The organism is Phocaeicola sp. RTP21359st1_B8_RTP21360_211022, assembly GCF_040911965.1.
GTDB classification, from domain to species: Bacteria; Bacteroidota; Bacteroidia; order Bacteroidales; family Bacteroidaceae; genus Phocaeicola; species Phocaeicola vulgatus.
Window position 1 is genome coordinate 60,236 of sequence record NZ_JBDFXP010000015.1, and the last position, 23,967, is coordinate 84,202.

Sequence of the window (23,967 nt, forward strand, 5' to 3'; positions counted from 1 at the left end):
GTCAACACAAATTGATAAAATCTAACTGAATTATAAATCAAATCGATGACAAGCAAGACTAATTTTATCAACTACTTTCTTCTTGCATTTACCCTCGCATTCATCAGTTCCGGCCTTAGTGCCGGAACTCTTGATTTCAAAGACAAGAAGAAAGACAAAGAGAAAAAAGAAGAATTAACAGCCGACGGTCCATACGTATTGTATCAGCCTGACGGCCAAATCAGAGTAATCAATGTAGATAAGAAAGGGAATATCATTGATACCACTTATACCACATTACCTCAAAACTTTACCCTGCATGTGACAGACCACAAAGGCAGGTTTCCATTTGATGTAAAACTACACCCGGTAAAACGTCCCGGATGGAATTATCCCCAGGCAGACAAAGTTTTTGTCATGTCCGACCCTCATGGAAGGCTGGACTGTGTAATCAGCCTGTTACAAGGCAATCATATCATTGATAAAGACTACAAATGGAGCTTCGGGAAAAACCATCTGATGATTATCGGTGATATTTTTGACAGAGGAAAAGATGTACCGCAAATCTTCTGGCTATTTTACAAACTGGAAGAGGAAGCAGCCAAAACCGGAGGACACGTATCGTTCATGCTGGGAAATCATGAACCGATGGTACTGGCCAATGACCTCCGATACACCAAAGAAAAATATAAAATATTAGCAGAAAAACTAAAGATGGAGTACCCCCGGCTATTCGGTCCCGATACCGAACTGGGCAGATGGTTGGGAACCCGTAACACCATGCAAATGATAGGTAACGACCTATATGTACATGCCGGACTGGGCAAAGACTTCTATGACAAGAACTTGAACATTCCCACTGTCAATGAAGAAATGAGTAAAGGGCTATTTATGACGAAAAAAGAACGCAAAGCGCTTTCTCCACTCACAGCCTTCCTGTATGGAAACAGCGGTCCCATCTGGTATCGCGGACTGGTACGCACTGATGGCAAATACAATCCGCTGGCAAAAGACTCCCTAGAAATGATTATGGACCGTTATAAGGCAAAACATATTATTGTGGGACATACCATTTTCAAAGATATTTCCACTTTCTATAACGGCAAGGTTATCGGAGTAAATGTGGACAATAAAGAAAACCGGGAAAAAAAGCGCGGACGTGCCATGCTGATTGAAAATAATCAGTATTTTGTCGTCGGTGACAAAGGTATCCAAAGACAATTAGAATAAAGACAATACACCAAATCCTACCGGTGGTTTTCCAAACTCTCCTGACAACTTTCCTATTTGTCAAGAGAGTTTTTCTTTTCCTTTTTTGCTACTTTCCCCCTTTTATTTTATACCTTTGTTCCTCATAATAACTAACCTTATAAAACGAAATGAAATCTATCCGAGAACTATACCGCATCGGCACCGGTCCGTCCAGCAGTCATACTATGGGACCGCGCAAGGCTGCTGAAATCTTCTTAGGAAAACATCCCGAAGCCAAAGCTTTTCAAGTTACTCTTTATGGAAGCCTCGCCGCTACCGGTAAAGGACACATGACCGATGTAGCCATTTTAGATACATTGCAACCGCATGCGCCTACAGAAATTATCTGGAAAGCCCATGTCTTCTATCCGTTTCATCCCAATGGAATGACTTTCAAATCTTTGAATGAAAAAGGAAAGGTGACAGATGAATGGACTGTTTTCAGTGTAGGCGGAGGTGCTCTAGCCGAAGAAGGGCACGACAAAGGCTCAACTCCGGAAATCTATGATATGAACCGTATGAGTGAAATCCTCTACTGGTGTGAACGTACCGGACGCAATTACTGGGAATACGTCCAGCAATGTGAAGACGAAGACATTTGGGACTATCTGGCAGAAGTATGGAAAACCATGAGAGAAGCCATTGAGCGTGGTTTGGATCAAGAAGGCGTATTACCCGGGCCACTCAATCTGCGCAGAAAAGCCTCCACTTACTATATTAAGGCAAAAGGTTATAAGGACAATCTGCGTTCCCGCGGGTTAGTATTCTCATACGCTCTGGCAGTCAGTGAAGAAAACGCCTCAGGTGGCAAAATCGTCACAGCCCCTACTTGCGGATCATGCGGAGTGGTTCCGGCTGTACTTTATCACTTGCAAAAAAGCCGTGACTTCAGCGATATGCGGATTTTAAGAGCACTGGCTACTGCCGGATTGATAGGAAATATAGTAAAACACAACGCCTCCATTTCCGGAGCCGAAGCCGGTTGCCAGGCAGAAGTAGGAGTGGCCTGTTCAATGGCATCCGCCGCTGCCAGCCAATTATTCGGAGGTAGCCCGGCCCAGATAGAGTATGCAGCCGAAATGGGCTTGGAGCATCACTTGGGAATGACTTGCGATCCGGTATGCGGATTGGTACAAATCCCTTGTATCGAAAGAAATGCCTATGCAGCGGCCCGAGCTCTTGATGCCAATATCTATTCTGCCTTTACAGACGGTAATCACCGTGTATCCTTTGACAAAGTGGTGGAAGTAATGAAACAGACCGGTCATGACCTTCCTTCCTTATATAAGGAAACCAGCGAAGGCGGTCTGGCAAAGGATTACGAGCCGATGGATTAATAACAGGGCAAAGACCGAGAACTGTATTTATAATACATAAGAGGGTGAATCAAAATTGGTTGCGACTATCTTTTTCAACGCTGATAATAAAAAGATAGTTCAATTTATTTCTGATACACCCTCTTATGGCATCATTACTATAAGGAGAGATAGTTCCCCTATTACAGAAAAAATCTTTTTTAATCGCTCAACTTCAAGAATCCTCCAAACTGATCGAAGTCTACTTCCAATCCATTTTCCAATGTCAGTTCATATCCCTTGCGGTTACGTTCTATCTTCACCGTTTTATGCCCGTTATAATTAGCTTTCATATACTTGGAAATAGCCTGAGGGATAAAAGTAGAAGGAACCGACTTGTTCTTGCAATCTATCTCAAGCCACTCTCCCTTTGAATTGAACTCCAATTCAATGCCATCGGCCAATTTTACATCATAGGAAGTGGTCTGAAACAAGTCCTTTTCAATCTTGATATACGCAACTTTAGTCTGGGAGAAATGTTTGCCGATCATTTCACGTGCGGCAACAGGAAGCTTATTCACATCGCGGGTCACAACATCGCCTGCCATGGCGAACTGAAGAGAGCATACCAGCATAGCCATTAAAAATAAAATCTTTCTCATAATCTAATTTATTCTTTAGTTAGTTAATGCCATACCAACAACTAACCGCCTAAAAAGATTATGACGCGAAAAATTATTCCTGTATTTTAGATTTAATTAAGGCTGTCTCCCAACATGGGAGGAAGCTCCTCCATATCCTCATTTTTAGATATGCTCATTTTTCCTTCAGGAGTAATAGTGATGGAGAAAGGAATATACAAATCTGTCTGAGGATAACTCACACTGGCAGCCAATATGATATTTTTTCCCTCACGGGTCTTCTCTTCATCAAATACCACGCCCTCCAATATAAAATGACGGAGATGATCAGCACTTACGAATCCAGAGAAACTTTGCTTGGTAAAAGTTTTGGCAAAGACCCGGCTCCCATTTTCACGGGAAATTCTAACGATGATACGATTGTCGGCAAAAATCCCCAAGTCACTTTTGACTGAAGGCAGAGAATCACTGGGAGCACGCTCTATAAACAAATTATATTTTTTTCCGCCACTGACAATATGCTGGTCAATACGTGAAACCTGCATACGCTGCAAACCTGTCACATGATCCACACTGTCTATTTGGAACATCAATTGTTCTGCATCAACGGAAGCCTCTTTCTTACCTCCGCAAGCGGTCATTACAACCAGCAAAACGACAAATAAAAAATATATCTGTTTCATCTAAATCTCGATTTCTAGGTGACAAAGTAACAAAAAGTAACGGACACTCACAAGAAAACCTCCATAAAAAGCGAAAACCGGGCAATATCACATTGGCCGGCCTTCAGAGAAAACTAAAAACTAAACTAAATTATTTATTAAGTTAGACTAAACCCAAAAGAAAAGGTTTAATCTCACTTAGAAAAAAATATTCTTTCTTTGAAAGGCATTCCTGCTACAACGCCTTCCAAAAATCCATAAAATTCTTATAAAGCCCATAGCAGACCAACTGATCTTCCTCCTCCAACTCATAATTTTCCTCAAAATGATTCTCCACCTGATGCTCCAATATCGAAATACCCAAACCGTTCAGCACTTTCTCCCCTTTTATCAATGCAATGATTTTTATATTGAATTCCGTTTCTAATGACAGATCACTCACCTTATAGCCTACAAAACAAGAAGGAAGTTTGAACTTCATCACATAATGTTCCTCGTCAATCTGAAAAGACTCCACATTGACGTGTAAATCCAACAACTGAACCAAGCTCCGTGCCGCTTCTTTCTCCGGTGTCAGAATACTATCTAAATTAAAAGCCTCAAGCACGGTCTTATGCACATCATCTACCGCACGGGCATAGATATGTTTCACTCCTTTCTTTTTCAGCAGTGCCACCACACGCACAGAAGCACCAAAATTCTCGCCGATAGCAACAATAACCACATCCACATCTTTCAGTGGCAGCACACTGAGCGATTGTTCGTCCGTAGCATCAATAATAAAAGAAGTCGCGATTTTGTCCTTCAACACATCCACACGATGCTCGTTTGTATCCACTCCTATCACCTCATGTCCCAATACGGAAAGCTCTTCGGCCAACACTCCGCCGTAATTTCCTAAACCAATAATAATGTATTTCATAACTAGTTGATTATGATGTTATCACTCGGATATTTATATTTTGTTATTTTTTTCTGTTTAATAAGGCTGGATATCAAAGTAAGCACCCCTACTCGTCCGATAAACATCAGAACAATGACAATCAGTTTGCTGTCACTTCCCAAAGTAGGTGTCAGATCCAGGCTTGAACCTACCGTACTGAGTGCCGAAGTACACTCAAAAACCAACGCCATCACTGAAGCCTGCGGCTCTAGAATGCTTAAACCGAAGATACCCGCGAAAACAATCAGCAGATAAAGAATCAATGTGGCATTAGAACGCCGGATGGAATCATGAGATAACTCCCTGTTGAAAATATTGACTTTATCGGCACCTATAAGAATAGCACGCAAGTTCAACATGACTACAGCAAACACATTCACCTTCACACCACCGGCCGTAGACTGCGTACCGCCGCCAATCATCATCAGCACCACCATCAGCAGCAACGTCTGCACACTGAAAGTAGTCATGCCCACACTTGAAAATCCTGCCGTACGGGGACAAGTTGCGTTAAAAAAGCCCTGCACCCATTTCTCTGTAGCCGTCATTCCCGCAAAAGCATGATTCCATTCGAAAACAGCAATGGCCACAGTACCCGTCACTAGCAAGATAGCCGTCATAATCAATACGATACGGGTATTCAGGTTATATAAATGTATTTTACGGATTGTCCTCTTATTCTTTTTGACATAACGGTGATACAAGCGCTTGCTTTCATAAGAAACCGTTTCATACAGATTTACCAGAATCGGGAAACCTATACCTCCCAAAATAACCAGGAAAGAGATAGTGATATATAGCAAGTTATGATTATGAAGTACCAGTTCGTTACCTAAGTTTCCATACAAAGTAGAGAATCCGGCATTGCAAAAGGCAGAGATGGAATGGAAAGCAGAAAAAGCCAGTTCTTCCTCAATATCCATGCCCATAGTGCCATGTATACTTAAAAAAATAACCCCCATCCCAGCAGCCTCTATCACCAAGGTAAACCCTAATATATATAATAAGGTGGAAAGCAGCGAACTGAGTGACTGCGAGCTTACCATATCACGGACCACCAGCTGATTGTAGAGCGAAGTATTCCCCATAAAAAACATAGCAAAGAAACTGGTCAGAGTCATGACTCCCAAACCGCCGATTTGTATCAACATGATAATGATGAACAACCCCTCGGGCGTGAATGTAGAAGAAACATCGACCGAGACCAACCCCGTGACACAAGTGGCACTGGTAGCGGTAAACAGAGCATCGATAAAGGAAATGCCATGATAAGTGGCACGCGGAAGCATCAGTAACGCTGCCCCTATCAGAATAAATATGAGAAAACTGGATGCAAAGATCAAAGACGGGTTGGTGCGCCTGCCCAGCAGCCGGACTATCCCATTAGACAATTGCAGCAGCGAAAGCAAAGTGAGCAGCACCACATGATATAAACGACTGTGGAAAAAAGACCAGAAATCATGAATTCCCCCTTGCACCTCCGGTTCATGGAAAATAACCGGAATCAAAGTCAGATAAAGCATCAGACTCAGTATCCATGCCAGTCCCCGGTACTTCCGCTTGGTATCCGAGTAATTTAATAAAAGATGCAGGGAAATATCAACCAGAAAAACAATCCAGACAAAATGATACAGCGTGTTTATCATCTCCATTTCTTCAAAAGAAATAAGAAATCCATGCTCATAAACCAATGTAAGGATGAACAAGGCCGACATCATATAAGTTATCCCGTCCATCCATTTCAGCAATCGCTCTATGTACGGTTTTACTAACTTCTTACGATAGATAAATAGTTTGTGTAAAGGTTCCATGTCGATATCATCTTGCATTAACAGAAAACAAACTTAATCAAAATATTCACATCTCTGCCTATAATAACAAATAACTTCGCATTTTTACTCTGACATCCCTTTTTTTATTGTTCCCGACAAAAAAGCAGTTGAAAATTAGTAAGGAATACTTTTTTTACCTAATTTTGACCGCAAAACTATTAAATTGAAAGATTATGAGCACAAAACAGAAACGTTTTATCTTACCAGAGGATGAAATTCCTAAATACTGGTACAACATACAGGCAGACATGAAGACCAAACCCATGCCGCCGTTGAACCCTAAAACCAAAGAAGCGCTGAAACCGGAAGACCTCTACCCCATTTTTGCCAAAGAACTTTGCAAACAGGAATTAAACCAGACAGACGCATGGATTGAAATTCCCGAAGCAGTGCGTGAAATGTACAAATACTATCGCAGCACACCATTGGTACGTGCCTACGGACTGGAAAAAGCACTAGGGACTCCCGCACATATTTATTTCAAAAATGAAAGTGTCAGCCCCATCGGCTCCCACAAACTGAACTCGGCTCTGGCCCAGGCATATTATTGCAAGGAAGAAGGCGTAACCAATGTCACTACAGAAACCGGTGCCGGACAATGGGGCGCCGCTCTATCGTATGCCGCAAAGGTATTCGGGCTGGAAGCTGCCGTTTATCAAGTAAAGATCAGCTATAATCAGAAGCCCTATCGCCGCAGCATCATGCAGACATTCGGAGCAACGGTCACCGCCTCTCCATCCATGTCTACCCGTGCCGGCAAGGATATCATTACCCGTAATCCCAATTATCAAGGTTCACTGGGAACAGCCATCTCCGAAGCTATCGAACTGGCAATGAGCACTCCCAACTGTAAATATACACTAGGGTCGGTATTAAGCCATGTCACACTGCATCAAACGGTTATCGGTCTGGAAGCCGAAAAGCAAATGGAAATGGCAGGCGAATATCCCGACATGATTATCGGTTGCTTTGGTGGCGGTTCCAATTTTGGAGGAATCTGCTTCCCCTTTATGCGCCACACTATCCTGAATGGGAAACAAACCCGATACATTGCTGCCGAACCGGCTTCGTGCCCGAAACTGACCCGTGGTAAATTCCAGTATGACTTTGGCGACGAAGCCGGATATACCCCGTTGCTGCCCATGTTTACACTGGGGCATAATTTCTCTCCGGCCAATATCCATGCGGGAGGTCTCCGTTATCACGGTGCAGGTGTCATCGTTTCACAATTATTGAAAGACAATCTGATGGAAGCGGTTGATATCCAGCAATTAGAATCCTTCCAGGCTGGTTGTTTGTTCGCACAAGCAGAAGGAATCATTCCGGCTCCCGAATCGTGCCATGCCATCGCCGCCGCTGTACGCGAGGCGAACAAGTGCAAGGAATCCGGTGAAGAGAAAGTGATCCTGTTCAACCTTTCAGGTCACGGGCTGATTGATATGGCCTCATACGACCAATACCTGGCAGGTAACTTGATGAATTATGAGTTAAAAGACGAAGATATCCAGAAGAACTTGGATGAAATAAAAGACATGTAATCAGGACATAAAATAAACGAAGGATACGGAAAGGATATATTATCCTATAAACTACGGCAAGCTAAGCGGTTGTATCCTTCAGGTTAAGGGTTCTTTTACTGACAACTTCTATCTCCCAAACTTGCGGAGTTAACTCCATAGCCTTTGGAGTTATCTCCATAAGCTTGGGAGTTAACTCCAAAGGCTATGGAGATAGAAAGGATACGTTAGTTTAAGCTTAGGGATAGGATAGAAAAGGCTTAACCATACAATGAAAGACACAAACCACTCTACCGGCGGGATATAACATTAACATAAGTTCGATATAAGAAATAACTCGTTACAGGATGGTTTTGAGTTAAATGACAAAAGGATTATTAAAATTCAATATCAGTCTTGCTCATATTCCTGTCAGTTATAAGCTAGTCTTATAATAAACTCATGTTATCATAAGAAAAAATCCGCGTTATCCCGCACAACCCACACCTAAAAAATGATTCAAAACCACAAAATAACAGGCACTTCAAGCCTGTTTATAAAGAAAATGAACTATTTTACAGGATTATGTATGAAAAGTACAAATTAATTTCCCTTTTTATTCCTTTCTTTGCACAGTTACATCAATAATCCAAATAAGTATGAAAAACATCATGAAGCTTTTCTTGTATGCTGCATTACCTTTGGCATTAATTGCACTAGGCAGTTGTAGCTACCCTAAAAACATCACGTTCAAAGCCGACTCACAAACAGGGGCGCTAAGCGGACTTTATCTGACAAGCGACACTTCCATGAACTGGATCCTGCGTACGGATGGAACACAATACGAATGGGTGGACTCCCGGTATGGATGGGGATTGGGACATCTTCGGATAAACGGCACTGAATACTCCTGGAATATCCCGACAAAAAAACATGACACGAGCCATCACATGACCGTGAAATACCAGACAGGTGACATAGAAATAAACGTAGCCCGAAAATGGAACAGGGACGGGAACCTGGTAGAATCCTACGAATTCGTAAACACCGGAGAAAAAGACGCCGACTTACAGGACATTGCCATCAACACACCTTTCAATGACAATTATCCGGATGCCCAGACTTGCTACGAAGCCCGTTGCAATGCACATATATGGGCAGGAGGAAATGAAGCCTATGTCTATTGCACCCGGATGAGCGGAGCCCCCGGCGGATTGGGACTGATTATGGAAGAAGGTGCCATTAAAGGCTATGAAGTGAGGGAGCGCTCGCAGAAAAAAGGAAGCTCCAACTTCCGCGGTGTTTTCCAACTTAATCCACAGGACAAGACTTTAAAGCCGGGAGAATGTTATACCATACAATGGTTACTCCTATCGGCGGACAACTGGGATGAATTCCAAGCAAAAGCCATAGACAACGGTCTGATCATAGCCTCAGCAGACCGTTATGTAGTAGAAGCAGGCGAAAAAATAAATGTTTCGTTCAAAAGCAACTGCCCCTCACTGAAAGGCAAGCTATTGCTGAACGGTAAAGAAGTGGCAGAAGTAAGCGGTGACAACATCAATTATACCACCATAATAAATGAACCCGGAGAGAAGATTTTCACACTGGCCTACGGGAACGGAAAGCAAACGTCGGTAGAGTGTCTTGCCGTCAGCAACTTTGACAGCCTGGTCAACCACCGGTGTCAGTTCATTGCCGGACACCAACAGTTCATCAAGCCCGGTGACCCTAGAAGCGGTGCCTTCATTGTTTATGACAACGATACCGAATCCCTTTACATCAACGGAGAAAGTGGCAGCAAACGCTCTGACTGCGACGAAGCCAGAGAAAGGGTAGCTATGGGGATTCTGCTGGCTCTACAATACCAACGTACTTCCGACAAAAAATTAATGGATGCCCTGAACAACTACGTATCTTTCATCCGCCGCATCCAGAAACCGGACTACACAACCAATTCCACCGTAGACTTCAAGAGCAAGAACCGGGGATACAACTATCCGTGGGTGGCCGATTTCTGGTTTACCATGTTCCGCACCACAGGCAATAAACAATATCTGAAAGACGGGTACGGCACACTGCGTGCACTGGTCCGTTATTTCAAGCATGGTTTTTATTGCATCAATATCCCGACCTACGGCTATACTCTATTGAAAGAAAACGGATTTACTGCCGAAGCGGACACTCTGCTGAACGATTTCAAATCAATGGCAGACGTATTTTGTGAAAACGGGCCTAATTATCCGACCTCCGAAGTCAATTACGAACAGAGCATCGTAGCTCCGTCCATTATCCATCTGCTGAATGTATATATGCTCACCGGGGATGAAAAATATCTGAAAGGGGCCGAAAGCCAGCTTCCTTTATTAGAATCATTTAGCGGAAAACAGCCCAGTTTCCACCTTTATGACATCGCTATTCGTCACTGGGATGGTTATTGGTTTGGAAAAGACCGGATTTGGGGAGATACCTTCCCACATTACTGGAGCACTTTATCGGGTATTGCTTTCCGTCTTTATGCCAAAGCGACCGGAAAACAAGAATATACAGAACGGGCCTTGAATATTTTCCGGAACAATCTATGCCTCTTCACCGAAGACGGAAGAGGAAGCTGCGCCTTTATCTATCCGGACAAAGTGAACGGACAAAAAGCTCATCTTTATGACCCGTTTGCCAATGACCAAGATTGGGCAATGGTATTTTGGTTGGAGTATGGCCCGGATTTCAAGTAAATGAGGAGATGCCAAAAGTCCGATAGTGCTGTCATGTATTCAGCTGTAGGGGCAGGGATTGCCTCATAGCCGTCAAGCAAAGGAAAAACATCTACCGTAGAACACCGACCCAAAAGGGTCGGTTTCTTCATTTTATAAGTTTTAGATAACAGTCTGCAGGCTCCTCCAGAGTTCCGCTTCTCTCCCGACTTTATCGTCAAGAAGCTGCTTACAAGACCACGGTCGGTCATACTTTGGAAAGAGAACCTGCAACTGCTTTCGTACTATCAGGCAGATACACGGGCCTGCCCCTACGGTGGTGAAAATACTATTTGCCAACTCAGATTGACGAATATAAGTTTTTTTGCCTGCCCGAACCAACGGGCACGATCTTGGGAGAATATGCAAATCAGCCTATTTTCGGGCGAGCAAACCTCGCCCTAACAAGCAAAATGATAGCTGAATTCCTTAAATATGTTTTCACCCAGCCACAAACTATGGTTCAAAGCTGCGAAGCATTTTAATCTCGTCCCGCCAAATGGTGTCATCGGGAGTTTCAAGAATAACGGGCATATCGTCAAAACGGGAATCCTGCATAAAGCGGCGGAAGAAATCAATACCAATCAGCCCCTTTCCGATACTGTCATGACGGTCTACCCGGCTACCCAATGGTTTCTTTGAGTCATTCAAGTGAATGGCACACAAATAGTTTCTCCCCACTACCTCATCAAACTCGGTAAAGACCCGGTCATACTCATTCACAATATCATAACCGGCGGTATAGGTATGGCAAGTATCCAGGCAAACTCCCACACGAGATTTATCCTCTACCTTATCTATAATATATCTCAAATGCCAGAATTCATTTCCCACATTACTTCCCTGTCCGGCCGTATTCTCAATCACAGCAGTCACACCGGTCGTCTTATCCAAAGTCATATTGACAGACTCGGCAATCCTGTCCAGACACTTCTCTATGGATATCTTATTCAAATGACTTCCGGGATGAAAATTCAGCATTTTCAATCCTAAAAGCTCGCAACGCTGCATTTCGTCCAAAAATGCTGCACGACTCTTCTCCAGCCCTTCCTCGTCAGGATGTCCCAAATTTATCAGATAACTGTCATGAGGAAGAACATACCGGGCATCAAAACCTTCTTTCTCGCAGTTTTCTTTAAACAAAGTAACACTCTCGACAGACAAAGGTTTTGCAACCCATTGCCTCTGATTCTTTGTAAAAAGAGCGAATGCGTCCGCTCCTATCCCTAATGCATTAACGGGGGCCATTTCCACGCCCCCGCTTACGGATACATGTGCACCTATTTTTTTCATTCTCTTTCCATTATTGATAGACACAAAGATAGGAAAAATAAGTTAGAAATTATATTGCGCACTCAAGTTTATACGGTTTGCTTCACGGTTCACATCATTAAAATTCTCTCTCCAACCATGAAGATATTCTGCACCTACCTGCAAGTTATGACTTACATTCCAGAATACATTTGCAACCAGGTACTGACCTTTTTTATACTGAGTTTCATTAAAGTGAGCATAGCAATCTTCTGTAAACAGACGTGACTGGCTATACGTAGCCGATGCGAATACCCGTTTCGAGAAATTATACTGTAATCCGGCATACCATCCTTTCATGGGCAGTACCTGCATACGTCCGGACTCATCGGCCAAAGGAACGATATCTACATTCAAGTTGCTGATATCATTCAAATATTGAGCAATACCTCTACCATAAGTATATTGTCCGTAAAGCTGGAAACCACCCAGTCTTGCTGTCCCCGATGCCTGTATCCCCCAACCGGTCAATGACTTTGCCTTATTATTCACTTGATCCTCATAAGTCATACTTCTCAAGATTCCTCCCACACGTATATGACTAGCCTTTGCCCAAGAATACTGTACATAGGCAGGAATATCCGGCATCCTCTGCTTACCGATTCTCACATCTTGTGCCGGAGTACCGTCTACTGACGGCATTTCCACACCGACACCCACTTTCAAACCTTTCATCACATTGGCTTCATAACGCAACTGGGTGGCGCGATAGAAAGTCATCCCGTCAGGTCCTTGAAAATCAATAGTCGGAGGAGCTGCGGCAAGGTCCATAAACAATCCGGTATCATACCCCATAGTAAAGCCCAGGAAGGATAAATAAGCATTCTGCAATTCAAAAGTCTTTCCACTTCCACGGAAGTTTCCGGCTGTATAAACGATGAAGTTACCCAAATGCTTGGTTCTCCCCACCAACTTTAAAAAGATAGTGGAAGTGCTTGCATCCATCTGGAACTGATTACGGACAGACGTGGATCCCGGTTGCGGAATGAGTGCAGGGATAAAGTCAACGTCATCCACTATCCCATTAAAATCATATTCCATTGTAGTTTTCAAATAACCACCGATACCCAATGCAAACTTTCCCTGTTGGTCAGTAAGTAAAAAACGAGGAGCACGGGGATCATGGAAATGCGGACGTTGCGTTTCTTCAAATACATTGATTAATTCTTCCTTGCCATTTTTATCTTTTGAGATAATAACAACAGGTCCCGGTCCTTCCAGCTCCGGATAAAGTTTTTTTTGTTGCGCAAACATCGGCGTAACAATCATTGCGCCCAATACAAGGCAACTCATTGATTTAAAGATACTTTTCATAAAAGTTAAGTTTAGGTAAATAGTCAATTCAATGGACTATGAACAAAAAGTTTAGAAAAAAGTTTGGGAAATGTTTGCAAATTCAAAAAAAGTCACTACCTTTGCACCCGCAATCGAGAGAGAAATCCTCGATAAAAAGGATGGCCCGTTCGTCTATCGGTTAGGACGCAAGATTTTCATTCTTGAAAGGGGGGTTCGATTCCCCCACGGGCTACCAAATAAAAAAGCCATCGATAAATCGATGGCTTTTTTATTTGGTAGCCCTGCTTTGTGCAGGGTATCCGGCGGCTCAGTTTGAAAACGGGTCAGTCTTAAAATTTGGACCACTGACCTAAAACTGACGGATTCATGAAGGATTGTGCTTTAAATTCTTCATAATAAACAACTGTAAGCAAGCGGATTAGACACTTATGAAGGATTTGAATCAAAATAAATCTGGATAGTCTTGTACAGGGGGGGCTGAATCAACAGAAGGGTCAGTCCGAAACATAAGACAACGGGACAGATCCAACTTATTCATCGACTCCGCCCCGTTCTATGTCAGAATACCATAAAAAGAATATGATTATTCAATCTCTCCAAAAAGCTCAGCCAGTTTATTTGCCAAAGCCTCACCACGAAGATTTTCTCCTACCATGACCCCTTGGGCATCTATCAAATACATAGTAGGAACAAATTTCACTTTATATATATCAGCAATACCTTCAGTATCCAAAAAATTAGGCCACTGAAGTTGTTCTTCTTTCAGCGCTTTTGTCCATTCCGCCTCTTTTTTATCAATAGAGATACTTACAATCTGGAAACCCCTGTCTGCATATTGCGTATAGAGTTTTTTCAAATTAGGAATCTCCTTACGGCAAGGATTACACCATGATGCCCAAAAATCAATAAGGACATACTTCTTACCTTGGCACAAATCGGTTAAAGTTACCGATTTCCCATCTTGTGACTTGGCTGTAAAGACAGGCACTTTAGAACCGATCTGACTATCAGGAGCCACACTCTCTTTCACCATTTTTCCATAGCGGGAATGTTTAGCCTCTTCTGACAAGGCATCATACCACGGTTTCTGCTCTTCGGTAAGATAAGAAAACAAACTGATCATCATCAGAGGCCCCCAATAAGACTCTTTATTGTCCATAACTAATTTATAGTAAGTGGCATCTACCGTAGCAAAGAACAAACTATCGGCCACGGCAGATGCTTTGTAAGCTTCCGTAGCAACGACAGAATCCATCAAGATCTTATCTTTGGCAACTCTCGCTTTACCATAGGCAACACGGATATCCTTAAACTTCTCGTTATTCGTTACATAAATAGAATCCAAGGCATCACGTGTGCTCAATAATTTTACATATTTGTCCGTCAAAGGAGATCCCGTCACTGAAACCTGTGAAAAATTATAATTCACGGTTCCATTAAGGTTTTCAGAAGTCACCTTACCCTCCACGCTTATACTGCCATTCTCCAACATCAGAGGCATGGAACCGTATGCATCTTTCACCATCAACCGTACAGCCAGAGGTTCATCCGCCACCCCTTTAAATATAAATTTTCCATCTACAACAGTAGTGTCCGCCACCGGTTTTTCATGACCATGACTTACAGGAAATAGCTGTACATGGGATCCGTCAGGAATTCCATCAATTGCAGCTGTCAGTGTGTACCCCGTTACCGACTGCCGGGTACAAGATGCCATCATCACCAAAACAACGGCGAATGTTGCTAATAAATACATCAATTTCATAAAGTCTGTTTTTATAGGTTATTTAGATACATTTTGAGTGATAGTTCCATTACCCGGATTCTGAACGGCACCTGCCGGGAAAGGCATAATCCAAAGATGTGAAGCCGGGGTTAATGTATAAGTCTGCCCTTCCCATGTTTTGGATAGTGCACGTGCAAAAGTACCTTCGGCATTAAACCTCCGGGCATCAGCGAATGGCACAATAGTGAAAATCAATTCATTGTCTTTCGTACGTCGGATCAAGTCAATGGCTTCTGTCAAAGTTGAAGCTTGCAAGGGTTGATATATCTCCGGCAGAATACGGGTCTTACGTACCTTGTTCAACACATCCATAGCAGCAGAGAAATCATTACCTGTGACCTGACGTGCCAAACATTCGGCCTTGATGAGATATACCTCGCAAGTGGTCAGACCAGCCCCGTTGAAATATCCTTTGGCCAAACCTTGATAGTAAGTATCCTGATTTACCGTACGCAGTTTCCAGCGGGAAAGAAAACGCGCATCCCCTCCCTCGAAACTCTCCGCACGTTCCACCGGAATATTAAGTTCGCTGGTAGCATAGTTAGGGTTACCCTCTCCACAACGGAAATAGTAATTCTCCACATAATCATACCCTGTCGCTGACGGTAACGACGGATAACTGTCTTCTTTTGTAATAGCTTCCTTATGACTGTTGTAATAAGATATCCAATCATACAGAGTATCATTCTGTTCCAAAGCCATATCCGCGTATTTCAGCGCTTCTTCATAATTCGCCATTTGCAAATAGACCCGTGCCAAGAAGGCATAGGCTGCTCCCAAATTGGGATGGATAACAGTCCTTGACTGTTGGGGTAATCCTTGTTGTATGGCTTCTTTTACATCTTTAATCATGAAATCATAGATTTCTTGAATAGTGACCTGCTTGTGAGGAGCATTAATATCGGCACTGGTTATCAAAGGTACACTCAGTTTAGTACCGGCAGTTGCAGACACATAGGTATCAGCATAATAATTGGCCAGTATGTAATAGCTCATAGCGCGAATCACTTTGGCATAAGCCATTACCTCATTGCGTTCGGAATCAGTCGCTTCGGTTGCAACGGGAACATGCTCCAGCAAGAGATTACAAGTGGAAATAGCCATATAACTACGGTAATAAGTCCCTTCGTCCTGATTGTTCAGTACAATTCTGTCCGCTGTTTCATTCCACAGATAATTGGCACTCGTAAGGGTAACGCTAGTCAGACTGCTTTGTCCTACAAATTTATCATTCAACAGATAAAGACTATTCGTTACAGGAATATAGCCAATGGTATATTCATCTCGCAGCAATGCTTCAAAATCAGCCAAGGTAGTAGGAATTTTGTTCCCTTTGGGAACAATATCCAAATAATCATTACAAGAAGTCAGATTTATCCACCCTAACACTGTCATTATCATAAATAGTATCTTTTTCATATTGCTCTCATTTAAAAGTTCAAATTGACATTACACAAATAATTTGGTTTACTATATCCCCCAAGCATCCATTTCACATCACGACTTTTAGCCAAAGTGAACACATTTTCCATACCTAGCATGATACGTGCATTTTTTACATAAAACTTCTGACATACACTTGCAGGAACATGATAAGTAACAGAGAGATTCTTCAAGCGCCAGTTATCGGCATCAAGTACATGAATGGAAGCCTTGCTATAAAGATCGGATGAGTAAGAATTATAATCCTTGCTTTCTGACGGAACATAGCGTGGTACATCGGTATATGCCTCATCACCAGGCTGACGCCAACGTTTACTCACATCCTTACTTGTCACTCCTAATCCCGGATAGGCTATATTGGTATTCCGCATTTTGTGCCCCCCTTCAAAAAGCAGTTGAGCAGCCAGTTCCCAATTCTTATAACGGAGATTGGTATTAATAGCCCCACTATAAACCGGAACAGAAGTTCCTAAATACACAGCATCCTCCACTTTTTGCGGTGAACTGCTTACATGGATATTTCCTTCCGAGTCATACACCTGAGGCTGCCCTTTACTATCCAGCCCTGCCCACAGATATCCATAAATGGCATTATAAGGCACTCCAACACGGGGATAGGCGGCAGGATAATCGAACTGAAGAAAAATAGCAGGTGCTTTTACATTGACATAAGTCACTTTATTCTTATTGTATCCCAGCACACCACCTACGTTCCAATTCCAATCTTTTCCCATAATGACATCACTGGAAAGAGTCAACTCGAATCCACGGTTTCTCATTTTACCATTATTCATGGTATAAGTAGAAAAACCAAAACCTTCAGTAGGTACTCCATTGGTATTGGCTAACAAATCCACGCCCGATTTATTATAATATTCAATAGAACCGTTCAATCGATTTCTAAACATAGAGAAATCTACACCAATATTAGCTGTAGTTGTCTTTTCCCACCGCAAATCAGGATTAGGACGGTTGCTGATAGTCCCTTGTATGCCGCCCACATGGGTATTATTATTATAATAAGCCGTCATATAAGGAGCAGAATTCTTGGCGATGTTACCACCGATACCATAACTGAAACGCAGTTTCATCATATTTATAAATGAAACTTTAAAAAAAGATTCTTTGTCCAGATTCCAACCAGCACCTACCGACCAGATAGGTTTCTTCTGATACTTGGAACCAGTAGCAAACAAATTGGTACGATCCCAACGAATGCTTCCTGTCACCATATATTTACCATCATACGTGTAAGCTGCATTCCCATAAAAAGAAACAAAACGATTTACCAGTTCATAGATATTGGAGATATCATTTTTATTGAATGATACATAGTTTCCCAAAACTCCGGTATAAGTATTACTCAGCACCCGTTCATCAATAAGATCATAAGTTAGTAAAGCCGGATCATAATTATAATATTTCCGATTATTGTATTCCGTCTTATTTTCACGTACTTCCATACCAAACAAAGCGGTCACATCATGTTTTTCTGCAAATGTCTTGTTAAAATCCAATTGCTGACGGAAATTATAAGCACGGATACTATTAGTCCCCGTTGTATAAATATTGCCATAAGGAAGATTATAAGTAGCCTGGCCACTCCCACTTGCATCAGTAGCAAATGTATTTACTTTATTACGTACAGCATAGCTTTCCTTATCTTGCAATTGGCTTGTCTTATATTCCCCTACTTCATATTGGAACGAAGCAGTGTATCTCAACCAGTCTGTGAATTTAAAATTAAGTCTCGCAAAAGTACGATTACTAAAATTCTTACTCTTCGACAAGTTTCTTCCCAATTCGTCCAAAGGGGTAATATCCATACTATACAATCCGTAAGAAGAAATAATTTCCTGTTGTGACTTACTGTACCGGTCCGCAGCCGTGTTAGTATAGTAGCTTCCATCGCCATTCAACAACGAACTATAAGGAACATAATTATATCCGGGTGAGGTCAGATTATAACTCTGCGTTGTACCATCTCCATAATTCAGATACGTTCCCAAATCCAGACTCAGCCATGAAGTAAGCCGGGTAGTATTCTGCAAATTCAATCCGAAACTCTCGCTGTCAGTATATTTATCTTCTTCCCGGTTATTCCTGTAAGACAGCGAAGCATTAAATGTATTTTTTTCCGTTCCACGCCCGATATTCAAGTTATATTGTTGCGAAAACGGATTTCGTTTACCATATTTCTTCACATCATCATAATAACGGAATCCCTGTGAAGCCAGTTCATGTAGCGTCTGCTCCATTTGTGCTTCGCTGATCGCACCTGTATGATGTTTTAAAATAGCCTGTACCCCCAAACAGGAATACATGGATGCATTGTCCAACAAATTCTGTGCATATTGGGATGCTCCCTCTCCTTGAAGATTAGGATTCATGGCTGCCCACTCCTTTTCCATCTCTATCATGTCAGCCGTACCGGCTAAGTGACCGGTATAAAAATTATAAGGGCGTACTGTCAATGTCGCTGAAAATGATACATTCAGCTGATTCTTTCCGGCTTTTTTAGTAGTGATGACTACTACACCATTAGCAGCACGAGCACCATAGATAGACGTAGCCGCGGCATCTTTTAATACCGTAATATTCTCTATATCCTCTATATTCAAATCAGGCACATTTTCGACCCAGTTGCCCAGTCCGTCAGAAATAGTTTTCTCTACCGGAAACCCATCAATCACATACAGAGGAGTAGTAAGTCCGTTCATCGAAGTCACACCACGTATCTTACCGTCACTATAACCTGCTATTCTTCCCTCCATCAATGAGCTGACACTACTTAACCGTTGGGTTTCCAACTTTTTCGAATCTACTTTCGCAAATGAACCGGTAGCCCGTTCCCTGGAGATAGTCTGATATCCGGTTACCACCACCTCGTCCAGCAGTTCGGAGGCCGGCTCCAAGACAATTCTGTAACTGTTCGCACTTGTCAATCTTACTTTCTTTGATTCATAGCCCAAGTAAGAGATTTCTATCTCTTTCGCTGTGCGGAGCAGGGTCAGCCGGAAGTGCCCGTTCATATCGGTTATGACAGCAGCCAGTTCCTCCCCTTTCGTCTGGCTCACCTGACGGATGTGAGCGGCAGGCAGGGGATCTCCATTCTCATCTACAACTATACCGCTGATCATCCGGTCTGTTTGTGCATATGCCATTGTTCCACACAAAAACAATGCAACGAAAAACATCGCCAGTCGAAGTAGCTTTCCGTGGTAATCTGAATGTTTCATACTTTTTATAGATTTAATATTAATACTGTTTATAATCACTTTTAAGTCCCGTTTTATTGTTAAAACAGTTTTGCAGCTTATATTGCGTCGATAGCAAATTAATGCATAAAGTTTTAAATTATAGCAAAAACAGGTTGTCCAAATACAGCAATTGCCGCATTTGGATAAATTTATGATAGCAAATTAATAGATTATCTATTTTTATGCAATTCCTGCACTTTGTTTCTATACTGGGCGGGAGTCATACCAGTAGCCGCCTGAAACTGGCTATAAAAAGTAGTCATGGAATTAAAGCCCAATTCAGCTGAAATCGCCTTTAGCGGAGTTTGGTTATCAGGATCGGAAAGTGAACGGACTGCCTCTTTTGTGCGGAAACCATTTACAAATTGAGTAAAAGTCTGCTTGGTCTGCTCATTAATAATTTGAGAGAGATAAGTACGATTAGTTCCCAACATTTCCGCTACTTTCTCTTTGGTCAGCAAATTGTCTGTAAATACCTTCTCCTCCCGCAACAGCGTTTCCAAACGCAGAAATAAATCCTGCTTCTTTTCATCTGTCAACGAGGATGAAGCATATTTCTCAGGTTGCGGCAAAGAAGTTTTCGTCGAGTCCGTAAGATATTCTTGTAAAAGAGCGGACTGGCGGCCTATCTCTGCAAACTGCTCGTCTATCTTGTTCTGCAATTGCTGTTCACGCCGGATAGCGTCCTGATTTTGCTTCACAATGGTAAGGTACAGCTTATTTTTTCTGTAATATAAGTAATATAGTAAAGAGGCAGCTATGAAGATACAGATAAATCCGGCTATAAGCAATTGCATCTTATTTTCCTTTTCCAATAATTCCAGACGGTTTTGTTTTATCTCGTTTTCCTGCCGTTCCATATCGTATTTTGCACGTATCTCCCCCACGGCACGTTCCTTTTCCGCATTATATAAGCTATCTGTTTCCAGCTGATAGAGCTTATGATACTTCAACGCCTCTACCAGCATACCATCTTCTTCATAACATCGGGATAAAGCCTTCAACAGGTCACTTCGATAGATGGCATTAGCCTGTTGGTAAGACAGTTCTATTCCGGCTTTCAGCATCCGGACAGCCCGGTCATACTGGTGATGCTCCATTAAAATTTCGGCATAGCCCAAATAAGAATTCATCACTGAAGAAATATTTCCCTGTTCTTTCAAATCCAAAGCCTTCCGGAAAAAACCCAGCGCTTCATCATCTTTATTCAATTTATGCAGAATATATCCATAAAGATTGTAAACGTTTGATTGATCATAAAAGTCATTCTGCACCATGGTGAACTCCGCCTCCTGAATATATTTCAATGCTGTATTATAGTCACTCTTCAAATAATACATATAAGCGGTATTGGTTGAACCACTATAAATCAGATAAGGATCTTTCCGTTCATGTCCCAGTTCATAACATTCAAGGGCATATTTCAATCCTGTGCTATCATTTTTCAAATAATAAATACCGGCAATATTAGAAAGCAAAATGGAATAGAGTCTGTCATAATGACAACGTCTTGCAGCTTCAACTCCTTTGAAGAAATAAGTAAGTGAACGATAATAGTCTTTTTGGACATTCGATGCATAAAGTCCCAGCCCATTATATACGGAACATAAGGCGGAATCATTTTTATTTCTTTCACCTATCAGCCTGGCCTGCCCTAAATGACTATAAGCCTCCTTTACATTTCCCTTCATCATATGGGCCTGCCCCAGACAAATATGAGAATAAATTACAGCGCCATTGTAATCCCGTTCATTATAACCCATCTCAAACAATTGTCGACCATAAAAGATAGCCTGATCATAATCTGCTTTATTCAGATAGAGAAAACTAACTTTCCGAAGCGCGTCTTTGTCTTTAGGATACTTTTTCAGATACTCCAACTGTACATTAATGGCATTATTTATGTCTTCTTGCGCCTCTGAGACAACGGGCAAGAGTCCCAATAACATCACAACCATCCACAGTTTGAACATCTTCATTCCCGTCATCCTCCCTTTTCTTCTTTCCGCATACTGAACTCACAGCCACAATATTGCTGATTATAAAAATTATATTCCTTAATGATAGCAATGCGACGCTCACTCAATCCACCTTTACGCCAGTTCTGTTCCCAATAAGTGACATCCGGATAAGGAGCCGTAGCATATCGGCCCGCTTCCTCTATCTGTTCCAAACTTTTCCAACGGCTGGAAGCAAGCGTAGTAGTGATAACCGGGAATCCATGTTCGTGGGCATAACGTGCGGTTTCCTGCAGTCGCATCTTGAAACAACGCAAGCAACGGCCTCCTCTTTCAGGCTCTTGCTCCATTCCTGCCATTCGACAACGCCAGGCATCATGATCATAATCGGCATCTATAATTTCCAATCCCAAGGACTGGGCATACCGCGTACATTCGTCCTTGCGGATAATGTATTCCTCCAACGGATAAATATTGGGATTACAATAATAGATAACCGGAGTGACACCATGCTGCATCAAGCACTCTATGATGGCTGATGAACAAGGAGCACAACAAGTATGAAGCAACACTTTGTCGGCTCCTCCCGGAACTTCAAGCTGGAATTTCTTTTTCATACGGCAAATTTAATAGATATTTGCCATACTGACCAACGGTTCGTATAATTTTTCTATATACACATTATATGCTGCAAAGTTTTACCTCCAACCCACTTTAAACTCTTTAATATAATAAGAATTAATAATTAAGGATAATTCATATCTAAATTAGTATATTTGAATCAATGAAAACAACATAATTGAGAGGATACAGATCACTATCTTTTTAAAAAACTTCTTCAGATTGAAGAGGGAGAAATAAGAGGGGTATTAGATAACATAATAAAACTCTTACAAAGTATCAGTTATATGTTTGCTCTCATATCCTATGAAAAATGAAAGAAGAATGGATAACATCTGAGAGCATGGGCAATTATTCAAAAATATACCAACGCATTACATCCGGAGTTAAGACTTCTAAAATTTTAATAGAATGGACAGAGAAGAATATCTTGAATTAGTTAAAATGAATACTGGAATAGAAATAACATCAGTAGAATCTTCTAATATAGAAGGTATTGGTTACAACGTAAAGAAACATCATCTATGGGTATCTTTTAAAAATAACAAAGTATACCGATATGATAAAGTTCTAAAGAGCAACTCAAAAGATTATTAAAAAGTGAATCTAAGAGGTAGGTACTTAAATTCTCATATTAAAGATCAATACAAAACTAGTGGGTATGAACTCAAAAACGAATCATCTTTTACTTCCATTTTCTATATTTGGAGTTTCTCTTCTGGGTCTTGTTCTATTAAACAATGAACCTAGGAGGGTAACTCCTCCTTATATAAAGGAGAGCAGAGAGGATTCTATCAAAAGGGTAAAACGATATAAAGAAGAACTTAGAAGAGATTCTATATTCTTTGCTAAAGTAGATTCAATTAAATTACTAAGGGATTCACTTAGAAATCAAAGAATCTATACCTATATCTTGAAAACTACTATCACACCAGAAAACGTAATAGTTACTGCAAGGAAATCTGGTTATCAACAAGTAACTTTAGATACTCATTATACCAAGCCACAATTATATTACTTGGTATTTACTTCTACCAAACAAATGTCAATAGAAGAGGCATCTGCTTATGCCGATAGGAATCCTGATAAAGTTACTAAGCTATCACAACAACAGTATGATCAGAGATTTGGTAATCAATCATCAGAATATGATTTCTATCTTGATAACCTAGATTCTTATTATGATGACCCAGAAAACCTAGATGAGAACCCAGATGAAATTTTTGATTTCTTACTCGACTAGGGATTTTCAGCTAATATGTTATGATTTGCTTTCAAATTAGTATCTTTGAACCATTGGAAACAACAAGTTTTTAAAAGTCCTTCAGTACTTTTATGTTGTGATTTGCTTTCAAATTAGTATCTTTGAACCATTGGAAACAACAGTCCGTTTGAGAATGAATGATACTCCCGTGTTGTGATTTGCTTTCAAATTAGTATCTT

General features: G+C 41.5%; 17 protein-coding genes, 1 tRNA gene and 1 CRISPR repeat array (1 of these 19 running past the window's edge). Of the genes, 7 read left to right on the forward strand and 11 right to left on the reverse strand.

The annotated features are described in order from the left end of the window. Positions 1-45 precede the first annotated feature (45 nt). Together AB5062_RS09825 and AB5062_RS09830 are read left to right on the forward strand one after the other, a co-directional pair. The gene (locus tag AB5062_RS09825) at positions 46-1,209 is read left to right on the forward strand and encodes a metallophosphoesterase (RefSeq protein WP_032952484.1); all 1,164 of its coding nucleotides are present in this window, start codon (positions 46-48) and stop codon (positions 1,207-1,209) included. A gap of 149 nt (positions 1,210-1,358) precedes the next feature. Further along, complete coding sequence (locus AB5062_RS09830) at positions 1,359-2,567, forward strand: L-serine ammonia-lyase (protein ID WP_005841782.1); 1,209 nt, start codon at positions 1,359-1,361, stop codon at positions 2,565-2,567. A gap of 179 nt (positions 2,568-2,746) precedes the next feature. On the opposite strand, the gene AB5062_RS09835 is transcribed toward AB5062_RS09830, so the two are convergent. From AB5062_RS09835 to AB5062_RS09850, 4 genes are all read right to left on the reverse strand, one after another. Then, the gene (locus AB5062_RS09835) at positions 2,747-3,187 is read right to left on the reverse strand and encodes a PepSY-like domain-containing protein (protein ID WP_005848318.1); all 441 of its coding nucleotides are present in this window, start codon (positions 3,185-3,187) and stop codon (positions 2,747-2,749) included. 92 nt (positions 3,188-3,279) lie between these two features. Next, the gene (locus tag AB5062_RS09840; protein WP_005841778.1) at positions 3,280-3,849 is read right to left on the reverse strand and encodes a DUF4738 domain-containing protein; all 570 of its coding nucleotides are present in this window, start codon (positions 3,847-3,849) and stop codon (positions 3,280-3,282) included. Between the two features lie 214 nt (positions 3,850-4,063). Continuing rightward, positions 4,064-4,750 (reverse strand): TrkA family potassium uptake protein, encoded by a 687-nt coding sequence (locus tag AB5062_RS09845; protein ID WP_005841775.1) that lies wholly within the window; start codon positions 4,748-4,750, stop codon positions 4,064-4,066. 2 nt (positions 4,751-4,752) lie between these two features. Beyond that, on the reverse strand, positions 4,753-6,582 hold the full coding sequence (locus AB5062_RS09850; RefSeq protein WP_032952586.1) for a TrkH family potassium uptake protein: 1,830 nt from the start codon (positions 6,580-6,582) through the stop codon (positions 4,753-4,755). A 194-nt stretch (positions 6,583-6,776) separates the two neighbouring features. Here AB5062_RS09850 and AB5062_RS09855 point away from each other — a divergent pair, with 194 nt between their 5' ends. Together AB5062_RS09855 and AB5062_RS09860 are read left to right on the forward strand one after the other, a co-directional pair. Then, positions 6,777-8,141 carry a TrpB-like pyridoxal phosphate-dependent enzyme gene (locus AB5062_RS09855; RefSeq protein ID WP_005841771.1) on the forward strand — a complete coding sequence of 455 codons (1,365 nt, stop codon included), beginning with the start codon at positions 6,777-6,779 and terminating at the stop codon, positions 8,139-8,141. Positions 8,142-8,758: 617 nt separating this feature from the next. Continuing rightward, complete coding sequence (locus AB5062_RS09860) at positions 8,759-10,831, forward strand: hypothetical protein (RefSeq protein WP_032952485.1); 2,073 nt, start codon at positions 8,759-8,761, stop codon at positions 10,829-10,831. A 474-nt stretch (positions 10,832-11,305) separates the two neighbouring features. Here the strand turns inward: AB5062_RS09860 and nfo are convergent, their stop codons facing one another. Both nfo and AB5062_RS09870 read right to left on the reverse strand, forming a co-directional pair. Continuing rightward, a complete protein-coding gene (nfo, locus tag AB5062_RS09865) occupies positions 11,306-12,142 on the reverse strand; it encodes a deoxyribonuclease IV (protein WP_016270129.1) in 837 nt (278 codons plus the stop codon). Positions 12,143-12,184: 42 nt separating this feature from the next. Then, a complete protein-coding gene (locus AB5062_RS09870) occupies positions 12,185-13,474 on the reverse strand; it encodes a DcaP family trimeric outer membrane transporter (RefSeq protein WP_005841764.1) in 1,290 nt (429 codons plus the stop codon). 142 nt (positions 13,475-13,616) lie between these two features. Here AB5062_RS09870 and AB5062_RS09875 point away from each other — a divergent pair. Then, positions 13,617-13,691, forward strand: a tRNA-Glu gene (locus AB5062_RS09875). A 348-nt stretch (positions 13,692-14,039) separates the two neighbouring features. Here AB5062_RS09875 and AB5062_RS09880 read toward each other — a convergent pair. From AB5062_RS09880 to AB5062_RS09900, 5 genes are all read right to left on the reverse strand, one after another. Further along, entirely contained in the window at positions 14,040-15,221 is a 1,182-nt protein-coding gene (locus AB5062_RS09880; protein WP_005840463.1) for a TlpA disulfide reductase family protein, read from the reverse strand. 18 nt (positions 15,222-15,239) lie between these two features. After that, positions 15,240-16,661, reverse strand: coding sequence for a RagB/SusD family nutrient uptake outer membrane protein (locus tag AB5062_RS09885; protein ID WP_011965602.1), 1,422 nt, complete (start codon positions 16,659-16,661; stop codon positions 15,240-15,242). 11 nt (positions 16,662-16,672) lie between these two features. After that, a complete protein-coding gene (locus tag AB5062_RS09890; RefSeq protein WP_011965601.1) occupies positions 16,673-19,924 on the reverse strand; it encodes a SusC/RagA family TonB-linked outer membrane protein in 3,252 nt (1,083 codons plus the stop codon). Between the two features lie 191 nt (positions 19,925-20,115). Continuing rightward, positions 20,116-21,933, reverse strand: coding sequence for a helix-turn-helix domain-containing protein (locus tag AB5062_RS09895; RefSeq protein WP_368326875.1), 1,818 nt, complete (start codon positions 21,931-21,933; stop codon positions 20,116-20,118). Further along, on the reverse strand, positions 21,930-22,520 hold the full coding sequence (locus AB5062_RS09900) for an epoxyqueuosine reductase QueH (protein WP_005840472.1): 591 nt from the start codon (positions 22,518-22,520) through the stop codon (positions 21,930-21,932). Before AB5062_RS09900 ends, AB5062_RS09895 begins: the two co-directional genes overlap by 4 nt. 415 nt (positions 22,521-22,935) lie before the next feature. Between AB5062_RS09900 and AB5062_RS09905 the strand changes: the two genes are divergently transcribed. Together AB5062_RS09905 and AB5062_RS09910 are read left to right on the forward strand one after the other, a co-directional pair. Further along, positions 22,936-23,121, forward strand: a complete 186-nt coding sequence (locus AB5062_RS09905; RefSeq protein ID WP_005848345.1) for a KTSC domain-containing protein — start codon at positions 22,936-22,938, stop codon at positions 23,119-23,121. 64 nt (positions 23,122-23,185) lie between these two features. Beyond that, the gene (locus AB5062_RS09910; RefSeq protein WP_005848347.1) at positions 23,186-23,767 is read left to right on the forward strand and encodes a hypothetical protein; all 582 of its coding nucleotides are present in this window, start codon (positions 23,186-23,188) and stop codon (positions 23,765-23,767) included. A 17-nt stretch (positions 23,768-23,784) separates the two neighbouring features. Continuing rightward, positions 23,785-23,967: a CRISPR direct-repeat array (repeat unit 47 nt; unit sequence GTTGTGATTTGCTTTCAAATTAGTATCTTTGAACCATTGGAAACAAC); it runs 785 nt beyond the window's last position.